Raw genomic sequence first — 12,746 nt, 5'->3', positions numbered from 1 at the left:
GAGGCAGTTTTTTTATATAGCGCTTTATTTTTTACACTGCACTAGAAGAAACATGCTGCCCGCCTCTTACCCACATGCTGACAAGCATTAAGCTTATGATGAGCATCAGCCAAAAGACGCTGTTTGTTCCGAAAAACTGAATCAATGTATACCCGCACAAAGGTCCTAAAGCAGCCCCCATATCTTGAACAAAAGAATAGCTGGCGAGAAAGCGGTTCTTATCTGTTTGAGCAGAGGCTTTTTGAAAGGCAAGTGTATCGGTGAACGTTGTTACAATCGTTGCCAGCAGCTGAATCAAAAGCAGCATCACAAGGAACCAGCCGCTTACCTTCAGCATGACCCCAAGAAAACTGAGCCCTCCAAATGAAAGAAACATCCAGCATAGCATTCGTTCCTTCATCACAAGCCGATCAAACCATTTGCCTGTTCTCGGTGCGAGAAATGGTTCCCATCCCCACCTGAGTGCTTGAATAACACCGCTTAAAGCCGAAGCTCCGATGACAAAGCCAAACAGAGTCAATTCATCCTGATCGATTTTTGCTTCAATGACATGACTCAGCGTGGATGCGAATAAACCTTGAATGATCAGTGCGATCAGCATGCCTGTTATCAGTACTTTTACCACATCTCGTGTAAACCACTTTTGTTTGATGCCATGATACACCTCGCTGCCTTCTCTCTTTTCAATTTCATCCAACGATACATAAAAAATGCCCCCCATCAATGTGAGTAAACCAAAGACAAGCGTCATGGACTGGAAGCCGATCAAGCTAGCAAAGATTCCTCCAAATAACATGCCAAATAAACTCCCAAGCCGGTAAAGTCCATTATAAAGACCCGTCAAATGTCCTTGTGAGCCTTCGCCCATTTCAGCCAAAACCCTCATCCCGCTCATACGGAGTAACGTCCAAGCGAGGCCCCATGCGCAGCGGCAGATCAATAGCAGCCAAAAACCGCTCATCCCATATAATATCGTGGTCACTGACGCGATCAAAATCGCCATCAATACACCTGTCTTCATTGGGATATATCGATAGAGCCACCATACGACAGGTGCTAGCGGGATACGTATGAATCGGTTGATAGACAGCAGTAACCCGACCTCCCAAATGGATGATAAACCAATCTCTTTCCAATAGATCGGGAGAACAATATAGAGCATTGAATCCCCAATAAGTGCAAATGCTGTGATAAGCGATATTGACACAACTTGCTTTTGACGACGATCCATTTTTCTTCCCCCTTCGCTACCTTTACGATAAGGGATGCCTTATAATAAATCTAATGAATGTTTTTGATTAATTTATCAAAATAATTGATAGGTGGTGCAAAGTTGAATTTACATGCCCTTCGAATTTTTGCAAAGGTCGCAGAGACAAAAAGCGTCACACAAACTGCAGATGCACTATCTTTAACACAGCCAGCTGTGACGGCCCAGCTTAGAAGCATTGAACGAGAGATCGGGATTCGCCTTTTTAAACGAAACGGTCGAGGCATTGCGCTCACAGAAATGGGAAAGATGCTGTATCCTTATGCCCGGCAAGTGTTTGAGGCTGAAAAGGAAGTAGAATATCAGATCACGCTATTACAAAACGGGAAGAAGGGGCGCCTCCGCATCGCTTCTACCTACGTACCACTCAACTTTTTACTGCCAGATTGGCTGGCTGCTTTTAAAACGTCATCACCACAGACAGAAATCGAATTAAAAAGCGGAAACTCCGCTCAAGTGATAGAGAGCCTGCTGCAATATGAATCAGATGTCGCCATCGCTGTGATTGAAGATTTGCATCATGAGGAGATCGTTACCTCTCATTTGACGAATTTAAGCTATGATTTTATTGTGCCAGCAGACCATCCGTTGAACGGAAAAACCGTCCCGCTAGAGCGCCTGAGTCTGGAGCCTTTTTTGATGCGTGAAGAAGGCAGCTCCACAAGAGATAAGCTCTTTTCCCTTTTCACCTCGAAAGGAATTAAAAAACCGACTGTTGATTTACAATTCAGCGGTGTTCATGAAGCGATTCAAATGATCAAAGCTGGCTATGGGATCACGCTTGTTCCCCGTGATGCGGTTCAAGGTAGTTTCCAGCGGAAAGAGATTGGTCGTATATATATCGAAGGCATAGAAATCGTCAGACCTGTTGTGATCTGCAAACGGGCGAATGATCTTGAAGAAAATAGAACCGTGGATGCCTTCCTGCAAATGAAAGGGATCGGTCCATTTAAGGAGCCTGCTGCAAATTAAAAAAGTGCCTGCATGAGAAACAGGCACTTTTTCTATTCTGCTGGTTGAACGATGTCATACGGTACAGCCTTTGAGGCTTTCACTAATTGTTCTGGTGTGATAAGGATTTCATTTCCCCATTCACCTGCGCCAACGCCTAATATTTCTTCCTCTAATAGTGAAGCTTCGATAATGGTGCGGAAGCCTTCTGGCTGCCAGCAAAACGGCGGTATTGAGCCAATTCGGTAGCCTGTCACTTCTAGAACCTTCTCTGGTGATGCCATTTTAATATTACGAGAGTCAGCCGCTTTCTTTAGTTTTCCTGACTTAATATGCTGGTCAGCGCCAACCATCACAAGCAACTGCTCCCCTTCCCCTGTTTCAAAAATCAATGTCTTAATCATTTGTCTCTCACGAAAACCAAGGGCTGCTGCTACATTTGCGGCTCCCTTCTCTGTTTCGGAAGAGAATGTTTTGATCTCATATGGGATGCTGTGCTGATTCAAGAATTCATGTGCTGGCAGTACTTTCATTGATTTGAACCCCTTTCCTTACGATGTCTTTCATTTAGCTTATCACAATCCTCTCATCCTTAAGATGTATTTTTCACTGAAAAGCCTCTGGGTCCTTCTTCACCATGCTATACTGAACTTGTTTTTGAAAAGGAGCCGGTTGGATATGGGAAATAAGTTTTGGTTTTATACAGGCAGTAAAAGCCTTCTCATGCTAAGTGATATTCTATTTGTGATGACGATCACATTTGTGATCTATCAAGATACACAATCTGTTGCGTATGCGGCTTTATTTCCGCTAATAAGAACACTATGCCAGCTATTAGCCGGGCTCATCTCTCCTGTTTTGGCAGATTACTTTCAAGCGGACCGGCTGTTGAAATGGGCCCCGCTTTTACGTCTCGGGTTGCTCATCGTGTTTACAGCCCAATTTCATTTCTTTCAGCAGCATATAGTTTGGCTGTTTGGTGCGCTTATTCTCATTTCCATCACAGGCGGGTTCATTAGTCCTTTATTGCAGGCCATCATGCCGATGCTTGTGCCAGAGAATCAGCTTGTGAAAGCGAACAGTACAGCCTCCATTTTTCAACAAACGGTTCAAATTGCCGGCTATTCGTTTACTGGAATGCTCGTCCTGTTCATTGGCCCCTTTTATTTAATGTGGATCACTTGTTTGATGATTGTGTTGTCTTATTTGTTTTTCATCCCTGTATTTCCTCTTCTTAAGCAAGGAGACACCGTTCGAAAAGCAAATAAGATGAACAGTTTCAAGGATGGCTGGACGATCATTTGGACAAACAAAACAATTCGCACTCTGACCTTTATGGATGTGTGTGAAAATATAGCAGGCGCTGTGTGGATCGGGGCGATTACGCTTGCCTTTGTCACACAAGATTTAAACGAAAGTGAGGATTGGTGGGGGTTTATCAATGCCGCTTATTATACCGGCGCCATTCTAGGCGGGCTCTTGGCTGCGTGGATAAGCCGGTTCATTCAAAAGCAGCTTCTTCTCTTTATGGCAGCTGGTTCATTCATTTATGCAGTGCTGACCATTGTCTACTCACTGAACAGCCTGCCGTGGCTTGCTTTGCTGCTTTGTATTTTGATGGGGCCTGCTTATCAAATTCGTGATGTTTCACAGCAAACCATTCTTCAAACGGAAACGCCAGTCCGAGATTTATCAAAGGTGTACTCGGCTCATTACGTTCTTTCCTCTGTATCTGTCGGTTTATCTATTTTCTTTGTTGGATTGATTGCAGATGCATTCGGAGCGAGGACTGTGTATATGCTGGGCGGTTTGTTTGTGCTCATCTGTTCCGGGATTGCCATCCTCTCATTTATGAGGCAGGAAAAAAAGAGCGGCTGATTCATGCAGCGGCTCTTTTACGTTTCCTTTAACATTGCGAACATATCACGCGCCATCGCTTCTAAAATATACACAACTGGCGTCTGTGTCGTAATATTGGCTCTGTGAACCCGTTCGTCTGTCACGTAATAAGCAATATTTAAATCTGAAATGCGCGAAATCGTGCAGTGCTGATTGTTTGTAATACTAATGATTTTGCTTCCTTCTCTTTTTAACTTCGAAATATGGTCGATTGTAATACTGTTCTCCCCTGATACAGACAGCACAATGGTGACACTATTGTCTAAATACTGCATATTCATCGGGAAAAACGGATCATTGATGTAAAATGAAAATTTCTCAAGACTCGAAAAATACCTTGCCCCATACTGCGCCAAAATACCAGAGCTGCCAGTGCCAATAAACAGCACATTTTTTGCATCGGCAATGATCCTTGCTGCCTCTTTAATTTTCCCCTCAAAGTCCCCTTTTAGTGTTCGTTCAATAAATTCATATAGAAAGTGCTGGGTGCTTTTTAAAGTAGGTGTCTGCTCTGCTTCTAAATACATTTTAAGCTTCACTTTAAACTCTGAAAAGCCTTCACAATTCACTTTTCGGCAAAAGCGAAGGACAGACGAGGTGGATATATGGGCAGCATCTGCTAAGTCCCGAATTCTCATATACACGACCTTTTCACTGTTTTCCATGATGTATCGGTATAAAGCGCTTTCTAGTTCATTAAAGCTGGAAATAACCTCACTTGAAAACATCTGACTTCCCCTTTCTCCAACAGCATGTCACAATGTGTTTCTTTTATGTAACAAATCTCTAAATAGGGCACCCTTGCCTAAAGACGCTGAAGTCATTTACGCACGAGATGCTCTCACGATAAGCTATAGATGTACAAACAAAAGAATTGGCTTTTCTCTATTATAACATTGCGCGTTACATTATTCGGAGGTGCAGAACATGGCAAAAGGATTAAAGGTTGTCACAATTGGCGGAGGATCAAGCTATACACCAGAGCTTGTAGAAGGATTTATTAAACGGTACGATGAATTTCCGATTAGCGAGCTTTGGCTTGTCGATATTGAAGCGGGAAAAGAAAAGCTTGAAATCGTCGGAGATCTTGCAAAACGAATGGTGAAAAAGGCAGGACTTCCAATCGAGGTTCATTTAACATTAGATCGCCGGAAAGCGCTTGCGGGCGCTGATTTCGTCACAACACAATTCCGTGTCGGACTTCTTGAAGCACGTATGAAGGATGAACGCATTCCTTTAAAATATGATGTCATTGGTCAAGAAACGAATGGTCCAGGAGGTCTATTCAAAGGGCTTCGCACCATTCCAGTGATTCTGGATATTGTGAAAGATATTGAAGAACTATGCCCAGATGCATGGCTTGTGAACTTCACAAATCCAGCTGGTATGGTTACAGAAGCCGTACTTCGCTATTCAAACCATCGCAAAGTCGTTGGCTTATGCAACGTGCCAATCGGCATTCGCATGGGAATTGCCAAAGGGCTTGATGTCGACGCAAGCAGAGTCGAGGTCAGCTTTGCTGGATTAAACCATATGGTCTTTGGACTCAATGTATTCTTAGATGGCAAAAGTATCATGGATCAAGTCATCGAAGACATGGCAGATCCAAACTCCACGATGTCGATGAACAACATTCATGCCATTCCGTGGGATGCTGATTTCTTAAAAGGGCTTGGCGTTATTCCATGTCCATATCACCGCTACTACTACAAAACAAGTGATATGCTGGCTGAAGAAAAGAAAGCAGCAGAGAATGAAGGAACTCGTGCAGAAGTCGTTCGTGCACTAGAAAATGACCTGTTTGAGCTTTACAAAGACCCTGATCTTGATATCAAGCCGCCACAGCTTGAAAAACGAGGCGGTGCCTACTACAGTGATGCCGCTTGTAACTTGATTGCATCGATTTATAACGACAAGCATGATATTCAGCCTGTCAATACCATCAACAATGGTGCCATCAGTGACATTCCAAATGATTCTGCTGTAGAACTGAACTGCGTCATCACAAAAGACGGTCCTAAACCAATCGCTGTTGGCGAAATGCCAGTCGCAGTCAAAGGACTGATTTCTCAAATTAAATCCTTTGAACGTGTTGCCGCTGAAGCAGCCGTGACAGGAGATTACAACACAGCACTTGTCGCAATGACGATCAACCCGCTCGTCCCATCAGATGCCATTGCAAAAAGCATCCTAGATGAAATGCTAGAAGCACACAAAGAATATTTACCACAGTTCTTCAATAAAGTAGAAGCATAAAAAGAAGCCGCACTTGTCAAAAGTGCGGTTTTCTTATTTCTTTGCAAACAGCCTGTCCATCTGAGCACGATCATAGTCTAATAGCCAGTGCTGTAAGCCCTCGTAGACTGGCCGAAGGCGCTCAGCATCTGCCGCAATAAGATCACAGCCTCGATCATCATATAAGTGGAAAATCATCTGTTTAGAGAGATTGATCAAATAGATTTCATAATCAAGCTTCCCCTTCATGATTTGATTCGGTGCATAGAAATCCTCCTGGCACATGGCTTGTAGAAGTGGGTGTAATCGTATATCTTGCAGCTGGCAAGACAAGGTAAATCTCTCCAATGTCAGGGGCTCATCTAGTTCTGGTCTTACATAGGTCAAAAGCTCGTGACGCAAGCGATTGCGTACTTGCCGGCGAACATATTTCTGATAAACTAGGAGCTTTTGCTTCATTAATTCATGTTCATGCTGCGTATAGACATCCGTGACAAACAGAATATCGTCTTCTGGATCAAAAGCATATCTCACAATTTCTAAAGCACGATCCCCCGCTTTTTCTAATACAACCGATTTCTTTCCTAATGACCAATCTGCCACTTCAAAGCGTAGCCCAAAAGGCCACCCATAAAAAAGTGGCGGCGTGAGGACAAGATCAGGAAAATGACTTTTTAAAAAGCTATTGGTTTGATCGCTCATGTCATGTCCTTCCATTGGTTTTATTTCTTATTTTACCGTTGAAATTGATGGAAATACAATTGGAAATAAACTGTCATTTCTTATATGATAGAAAGAGATGGAGGTGTGACCAATTGAAAAAATGGTTTTTACAGGTGTTCCTCACCGCATTGATCACTATGTGGATACAGGTTGGACTTGATCAGGCGAACATCATTCATATCACCAACGTATGGATCGATGCTAGCAGCTGGATCCTGATCTTCTTTGTCATCTACGCACTTTTTGAATGGGCAGCTCACGTTTTAGCAAAACGGAAAACCGTTCATCGCTGAACATCTCTTTTCATAGAGATGTTTTTTGTTGAAATTCTTCCTGCACAAGTTCATGGATAACGCCCATTCCTGCCTGGCTTCCAGCTGCTGCTGCAAGGACAAGCTGAGCAGGGCCGCCTAAATTGTCACCGCATGCAAAGACACCGCTGACTGTTGTACGTCCAAGAATATCTGTTTCAATGCCGGCATTTTTCGTCATTTGACAGCCCAGACTTTCAGCAAATGGAGCTGACTGCTTGAATTCACTTGCGACAAATCCGCCTTCTCTTTTCACCGTTTCCCCATTCGCAAGGTGAAGAGAGTGCATTTGTCCATTCTCATGATGAATTGACATAATCGGTACATCAATGACTTGAATAAAATGTGCTGATAGCAATGCCTTCTCCTCTTCAGCAAACACTTGCTGCCCATTCGTAAACACGATCAAATCCTTTGTCCAATTGGAAAGAAGTTTAGCCATATGCAAGGCGCGTGGATTCTCAGCAATGAGAGCAAGCGGCTTGTCCTTTAGCTCCCAGCCATCGCAGAAAGGACAGCTAAACAACGTCTTTCCATACACTTCATGAATCCCCTTGATCTCTGGCAGTATATCCTTTAGCCCTGTTGCCAATATGATTTTCTTCGCTTCGAACCTTTCTCCCTCTTGTGTCAGTAACGCAAAGTTGTCCTCATTGTTTTGTATCTCGACCATTCTACTTCGTTTGATTTGGATATTGGGGTAGTTTTGAAGATCTGCTTCTCCCGCTTGTCTGATCTCAAACGGTGTCATTCCATCGTTTGTAATAAATCCATGTGATTCCTGAGTCACTCGATTTCTTGGCATCTCGTCATCGAATACAATGACCTGTTTTCTGCCCCGCCCCACAACAAGTGCTGCGCTTAATCCGGCTGGCCCTCCTCCGATAATGGCACAATCTAATAACATGTCAATGTCTCCTTTTTATTCAAGACTTTAAAGACTCTTAATATCTATAATTTGTTCAAAAAAATCACATGTTGAAAAATGGATCTTTTTTTGTCTGCTCAATTTGGCTTGCGATATCAACTAACCGCTTTTGACTTAACGTCTCCTGCATTTTCGTTTCAACATCCTGCATGACCTGCTCAATCAAACAGTCATCATGAGGCATGAAAGAATCATGTTCTAAGGAACAACGAAATAAATTAGTTTGACCTTCTACCGCCTGAATGACGTCTAAAAATGAAATGTCCTCCTTCTTTTTCATAATGGTGTAACCACCTTTTGCGCCAGGTGTTGATTCAATCAATCCTGCCTTCACAAGCTTTGTTAAAATTTTGGATAAATAGGTGGGTGAAAGGTCTTGCATCTTGGCGAGAGGCTCAACGCCTATTGCTTTCCCCTTTGGTGCAAGAGTTAAAAATACCATCGTATGAAGTGCATAGTTGGTTGCTTTAGAATATTTCATCAGATGATTTCCTTTCTATCTATTATAGACCTTTTATATCTGTAATAGATCATAAAAGATTCAAGAAGAAAAAGCAAGTATTGTGGATCTGCTTCTTTTTTCATTCCACATTTCGCATTTTCTTCCGATAATAGAGGTAAGCACGAATCAAATTTTGATGAAAACTAGAAGGAGTGAAGAGAAATGTCAGATCAACAGCACAATGCAGCACACGAAGAAGAAGAGGAATTTAATGTATACGACATGCTTCCACCCGCAGGAACAATCATTGGTGAAGCAACAGAAGAAGAAATGGAAGCTGCGGCAGCATTAGAAGTAAGACACTATGCCTTTATGCGTCTGCAAGACTCGTACATTCAATTTGACGGATCTTCCTATAAAGAATTGCTCAAAGACTTTCAAGAACTAGAATTTGATTCTGCAAAGTTTTGGAGAGCCATCGCAAGACGCCTGCAAGTCCCATACGAATGGACAATCCGAATCGACCACGCAAACGGCCCAATTTATATTGGTGAAACAGAGGATAGCCGTGAGGTTGAGGAGAGTGCGGAGTAAGGAATTGATGACCCCCTTTTGATGAGGGGGTCTTTTGCTGAAATGATAGATTTCTCAATAAAAAAGATGTATTACTCCTCTAAATCAAATTCCAACGCAATCGATATATTAATGGCTATGTCGTGCATTTCATCTATTTCTGATTGATTCAAATGCTCCGCAAAACGACGTGCATGCTCGACAACATCAGCATGCTGCTTAATCATCTCTTCATTCAGTATAAAGATCGTATTGATCGCCCAGCCAGCATTCGTTAACATTTCTTCGTCTTGAATGGAGTTCATGTATGTTTCTACTTCAGAAAATATCCACTTAACATCATCAATTTGTTCCACTTGAAAATTCGCAATTTTTGAAAGCTGTTCAGGGTCTTTGGTGATGAAAATGTCTTTCACTTCTTCTTTTGATAATGGTTTATTCTGCTTTTCATATTCAGCCTGCCACTCTTCATCTGACATCCCATCTTCTTCACTATCCTCTGCGGTATAATGCCCCGCAATCAGTTCATCAAACGAATCTGCTAATTTGAAATCTGTCTCATATTCTAGATCAAAGTAATGAACCGGTGGATGTTCCTTTGTTTCTCTATAGTCCAATGCAATCCACGTATGACCATCCCCACAAATGAGCACAAGTCCCTCAGGCAATTCCCATTCTTCTATTAAATAATCACTATCCATAATGCCTTCATTTTTAGCAATTCCTCTTAAATGATCAAATGACACATGATCCTCTGCCCATCCATTCGGCTGGTCCGTTGGAAAAGCGTTATGCAGGGTATACCCGCCATTTTGTTCAAGAATCAGTTTTTTATATGTATCAGGCAAGGTGACGCCTAGCTTCTTTTCCGCTTTTACAATGCCTTTCTCATTGATTTTCTTAAATGTCTCTTCACTTTCTATGTCTGTATCCCAAAATGGTTTCAAATAAAATACCTCCAATTGTTATTTCTATCTCATTTTACCATTTAGAGCCACTAGTTTAATAGACCTATTCATAGAAAAAAGAGAAGGGCTTCCCCTCCTCTTTCTCATCATGATTGTTCTTGATTTCTCGCTTCAAATTCATCTAGCATTGCACGCACTTCATCTGTTGATGATGTGTTCATTAATTGGTTTCTTAGGAAGCTCGCTCCTCTGAATCCTTTTACATAAATCTTAAAGAAACGGTGCAACGCCTTGAATGGACGCAAGCCTAATGAGGAATATTGATCATGAAGATCAAGATGCAATCTTAAAAGACCTAGCAGCTCATCACTCGTATGCTCCTTCGGCTCTTTTTCAAAAGCAAATGGGTTATGGAAAATCCCGCGCCCAATCATCACACCGTCCACTCCATACTGCTTAGCGAGCTTTAAGCCCGTTTGACGATCAGGAATATCACCATTGATGGTCAAAAGCGTATCAGGTGCTACTTCATCACGAAGTTTTACAATCTCAGGAATGAGCTCCCAATGCGCATCCACCTGGCTCATTTCCTTTCTTGTACGAAGGTGGATCGATAAGTTCACAATGTCTTGCTCCAAAATGTGTCTGAGCCAATCGCGCCACTCATCGACCTCTGTAAAACCAAGTCTTGTTTTGACGCTGACTGGTAATCCTCCAGCTTTTGCCGCTTGAATCAGCTCTGCGGCAACACCTGGGCGAAGAATCAAGCCACTGCCCTTCCCGTTTTGTGTGACATTCGGAACAGGACAGCCCATATTAATATCAAGACCCTGAAATCCTAACTCTGCCATTCCAATACTCATTTGCCTAAAGTTCTCAGGCTTGTCTCCCCAAATATGAGCAACAATTGGCTGCTCATCCTCTGTAAAGGTTAAACGCCCCTTCACACTTTGAATCCCATCAGGGTGGCAATAGCTCTCACTGTTCGTAAACTCTGTGAAAAACACATCCGGTCTCGCCGCCTCACTCACAACATGACGAAACACAACATCTGTCACTTCTTCCATAGGTGCTAATATAAAAAATGGTCGTGGTAAATCACGCCAGAAATTTTCACTCATCTTTCATCCAATTCCTCTCATGACATAGCGCCTTATAGGGCTTGTCCTTCTATAAAGTCTTTCAGCAATTTTTATCATTATATACTTTAGTAAGGATTCAACGCAAAAGGAGCATAAAATGAACATTAACAAAATGCTATCAGCACTTTATAAAATATCAAAAATTTGAGAAGACGTAAACGTTGTTCAAAAAGGTACTACTGGAAAACGTGTCAGACGGGCAGCAGGTAATGCATCTGGCAAACTAATAAAAAAGATATTCAAATAAAAAAAGCCCTATGCAGGGGCTTTTTAAATTGTAATTGCCTTTTCTGTTACATGATAAGTATTAGAAGTAATGATTTTATCAAGCGACCAACCGGCAGCGAATAACACAGAAAAAATTGTTAAACTGATAAATAACTTATTCATCTTTAGTTATTCTTTATTCAAAATATATCACGTTATATAAAATACAGTACTAAGATACAATTCATTCTTAATATGGTTTTTGTTACAATCTTTGTGTATCGCATAGATAAGAGTGATTTTCTTAAAAGCTGCTGTTTGGATCAGAAAACTTTCTGCCAAAATCGCAAAAGTAATGGATAAAGGGGAGAAAAGTAGACAGAAAAACAGTTCACAAATGCTTTTATTTAAAATGGGTGCGCCTAGAGATGCTGCTAAAACTTTGGCAAAGTTCATCGTTAATCTTATCTAAATATAAAAATAAGTGCTATTAGTTTCTAATAGCGCTTTTTAATGGAGGATCTTCATGTCTTTTTCTTACGTGATTTCATTGACTTTTTTAATACTCCTTTTAGTGTCTATCATACTCTATACTTTTTTAAGAAAGAAAAACGTTGTAGATGAAGCCCCTGGCGCTATTGCTGCCGTTCTTCTTATTTTACTTATATTTTTTTCCCTAAGTTTAGTTATTGTCCTTCCAACTGCTATGCTTTACCTAGTATCATTGGGAGTAAATTTTCTTTTCGGTGAATACATCACTTATGATTCATTTTTTTCTTTGATTACCTTCTCGTTGTTAGTTAGCATCATTGTGATTTTTTGGTCATTTATCGTTTTATTTATAGGGAAAGGAATCACTTTTTTGTTGAAGGTCCCAAAATGGATAACTTATATTTTAGAATTTTTTGCTTCGTGGGCTCTTATTTACTTCACGATTAAATATGTACTAAATTTGAAGATAATTGAAGTTTCTATATGGGGAAATGGGGTATTGATTTTATCTTTCTTTGTTAGCTTTTTATACATCGGACTTGATATCATATCCTCTGCACTTGATCAAAAAAATCAGAACATAGAAGAAGAACCCCCCATCCATTAATGGAGAAGGGATTTTATTCCATTTCATGACTTTTTCTATCTATATTCATATGTCTATA

The 12,746-nt window shown here is 41.3% G+C and carries 14 protein-coding genes; 6 read left to right on the top strand and 8 right to left on the bottom strand.

Going from position 1 to position 12,746, the window contains the following annotated elements; translation table 11 throughout:
• Positions 1 to 31: 31 nt before the first annotated feature.
• On the bottom strand, positions 32 to 1,231 hold the full coding sequence (locus MKY83_RS03540; RefSeq protein ID WP_044141578.1) for an MFS transporter: 1,200 nt from the start codon (positions 1,229 to 1,231) through the stop codon (positions 32 to 34).
• Positions 1,232 to 1,333: 102 nt separating this feature from the next.
• Here MKY83_RS03540 and MKY83_RS03535 point away from each other — a divergent pair, with 102 nt between their 5' ends.
• Positions 1,334 to 2,242, top strand: a complete 909-nt coding sequence (locus tag MKY83_RS03535; protein WP_044141577.1) for a LysR family transcriptional regulator — start codon at positions 1,334 to 1,336, stop codon at positions 2,240 to 2,242.
• Between the two features lie 32 nt (positions 2,243 to 2,274).
• Here MKY83_RS03535 and MKY83_RS03530 read toward each other — a convergent pair whose 3' ends face one another.
• A complete protein-coding gene (locus tag MKY83_RS03530; protein ID WP_044141576.1) occupies positions 2,275 to 2,754 on the bottom strand; it encodes a YbaK/EbsC family protein in 480 nt (159 codons plus the stop codon).
• A 145-nt stretch (positions 2,755 to 2,899) separates the two neighbouring features.
• Between MKY83_RS03530 and MKY83_RS03525 the strand changes: the two genes are divergently transcribed.
• Positions 2,900 to 4,099 carry an MFS transporter gene (locus MKY83_RS03525; protein WP_044141575.1) on the top strand — a complete coding sequence of 400 codons (1,200 nt, stop codon included), beginning with the start codon at positions 2,900 to 2,902 and terminating at the stop codon, positions 4,097 to 4,099.
• Between the two features lie 17 nt (positions 4,100 to 4,116).
• Here MKY83_RS03525 and MKY83_RS03520 read toward each other — a convergent pair whose 3' ends face one another.
• Positions 4,117 to 4,848: a MurR/RpiR family transcriptional regulator gene (locus MKY83_RS03520; RefSeq protein ID WP_126741160.1), complete on the bottom strand. Its 732-nt coding sequence runs from the start codon at positions 4,846 to 4,848 to the stop codon at positions 4,117 to 4,119.
• Between the two features lie 199 nt (positions 4,849 to 5,047).
• Here MKY83_RS03520 and MKY83_RS03515 point away from each other — a divergent pair, with 199 nt between their 5' ends.
• Entirely contained in the window at positions 5,048 to 6,376 is a 1,329-nt protein-coding gene (locus MKY83_RS03515; RefSeq protein ID WP_065099172.1) for a 6-phospho-beta-glucosidase, read from the top strand.
• A 33-nt stretch (positions 6,377 to 6,409) separates the two neighbouring features.
• Here the strand turns inward: MKY83_RS03515 and MKY83_RS03510 are convergent, their stop codons facing one another.
• Positions 6,410 to 7,057: a DUF3885 domain-containing protein gene (locus MKY83_RS03510; protein WP_044141612.1), complete on the bottom strand. Its 648-nt coding sequence runs from the start codon at positions 7,055 to 7,057 to the stop codon at positions 6,410 to 6,412.
• A gap of 113 nt (positions 7,058 to 7,170) precedes the next feature.
• Here MKY83_RS03510 and MKY83_RS03505 point away from each other — a divergent pair, with 113 nt between their 5' ends.
• Entirely contained in the window at positions 7,171 to 7,371 is a 201-nt protein-coding gene (locus MKY83_RS03505) for a hypothetical protein (RefSeq protein ID WP_044141570.1), read from the top strand.
• A gap of 10 nt (positions 7,372 to 7,381) precedes the next feature.
• Here MKY83_RS03505 and MKY83_RS03500 read toward each other — a convergent pair whose 3' ends face one another.
• On the bottom strand, positions 7,382 to 8,296 hold the full coding sequence (locus MKY83_RS03500; protein ID WP_044141569.1) for an NAD(P)/FAD-dependent oxidoreductase: 915 nt from the start codon (positions 8,294 to 8,296) through the stop codon (positions 7,382 to 7,384).
• A 64-nt stretch (positions 8,297 to 8,360) separates the two neighbouring features.
• On the bottom strand, positions 8,361 to 8,798 hold the full coding sequence (locus MKY83_RS03495) for an Rrf2 family transcriptional regulator (RefSeq protein WP_044141568.1): 438 nt from the start codon (positions 8,796 to 8,798) through the stop codon (positions 8,361 to 8,363).
• A 183-nt stretch (positions 8,799 to 8,981) separates the two neighbouring features.
• On the opposite strand from MKY83_RS03495, the gene MKY83_RS03490 reads away from it, so the two are divergent.
• Positions 8,982 to 9,353, top strand: coding sequence for a hypothetical protein (locus MKY83_RS03490; protein ID WP_044141567.1), 372 nt, complete (start codon positions 8,982 to 8,984; stop codon positions 9,351 to 9,353).
• Between the two features lie 71 nt (positions 9,354 to 9,424).
• Here the strand turns inward: MKY83_RS03490 and MKY83_RS03485 are convergent, their stop codons facing one another.
• Positions 9,425 to 10,279 carry an SMI1/KNR4 family protein gene (locus tag MKY83_RS03485; RefSeq protein WP_044141566.1) on the bottom strand — a complete coding sequence of 285 codons (855 nt, stop codon included), beginning with the start codon at positions 10,277 to 10,279 and terminating at the stop codon, positions 9,425 to 9,427.
• 107 nt (positions 10,280 to 10,386) lie between these two features.
• Positions 10,387 to 11,361 carry a tRNA-dihydrouridine synthase gene (locus MKY83_RS03480; protein ID WP_342488165.1) on the bottom strand — a complete coding sequence of 325 codons (975 nt, stop codon included), beginning with the start codon at positions 11,359 to 11,361 and terminating at the stop codon, positions 10,387 to 10,389.
• A gap of 754 nt (positions 11,362 to 12,115) precedes the next feature.
• On the opposite strand from MKY83_RS03480, the gene MKY83_RS03475 reads away from it, so the two are divergent.
• Positions 12,116 to 12,688, top strand: coding sequence for a hypothetical protein (locus MKY83_RS03475; RefSeq protein ID WP_185107516.1), 573 nt, complete (start codon positions 12,116 to 12,118; stop codon positions 12,686 to 12,688).
• Positions 12,689 to 12,746 lie beyond the last annotated feature (58 nt).

The organism is Bacillus sp. FSL M8-0266, assembly GCF_038613425.1.
Taxonomy (GTDB): domain Bacteria; phylum Bacillota; class Bacilli; order Bacillales; family Bacillaceae; genus Bacillus; species Bacillus pumilus.
This window is presented reverse-complemented; position numbering and strand designations above follow the sequence as displayed.

What these genes read in the sequence shown, in the direction of transcription:
- MKY83_RS03525 (WP_044141575.1), top strand. Translation starts at nt 2,900, where the DNA reads ATGGGAAATAAGTTTTGGTTTTATACAGGCAGTAAAAGCCTTCTCATG.
- MKY83_RS03540 (WP_044141578.1), bottom strand. Translation starts at nt 1,231, where the DNA reads ATGGATCGTCGTCAAAAGCAAGTTGTGTCAATATCGCTTATCACAGCA.
- MKY83_RS03475 (WP_185107516.1), top strand. Translation starts at nt 12,116, where the DNA reads ATGTCTTTTTCTTACGTGATTTCATTGACTTTTTTAATACTCCTTTTA.
- MKY83_RS03490 (WP_044141567.1), top strand. Translation starts at nt 8,982, where the DNA reads ATGTCAGATCAACAGCACAATGCAGCACACGAAGAAGAAGAGGAATTT.
- MKY83_RS03530 (WP_044141576.1), bottom strand. Translation starts at nt 2,754, where the DNA reads ATGAAAGTACTGCCAGCACATGAATTCTTGAATCAGCACAGCATCCCA.
- MKY83_RS03500 (WP_044141569.1), bottom strand. Translation starts at nt 8,296, where the DNA reads ATGTTATTAGATTGTGCCATTATCGGAGGAGGGCCAGCCGGATTAAGC.
- MKY83_RS03510 (WP_044141612.1), bottom strand. Translation starts at nt 7,057, where the DNA reads ATGAGCGATCAAACCAATAGCTTTTTAAAAAGTCATTTTCCTGATCTT.
- MKY83_RS03515 (WP_065099172.1), top strand. Translation starts at nt 5,048, where the DNA reads ATGGCAAAAGGATTAAAGGTTGTCACAATTGGCGGAGGATCAAGCTAT.
- MKY83_RS03495 (WP_044141568.1), bottom strand. Translation starts at nt 8,798, where the DNA reads ATGAAATATTCTAAAGCAACCAACTATGCACTTCATACGATGGTATTT.
- MKY83_RS03520 (WP_126741160.1), bottom strand. Translation starts at nt 4,848, where the DNA reads ATGTTTTCAAGTGAGGTTATTTCCAGCTTTAATGAACTAGAAAGCGCT.
- MKY83_RS03480 (WP_342488165.1), bottom strand. Translation starts at nt 11,361, where the DNA reads ATGAGTGAAAATTTCTGGCGTGATTTACCACGACCATTTTTTATATTA.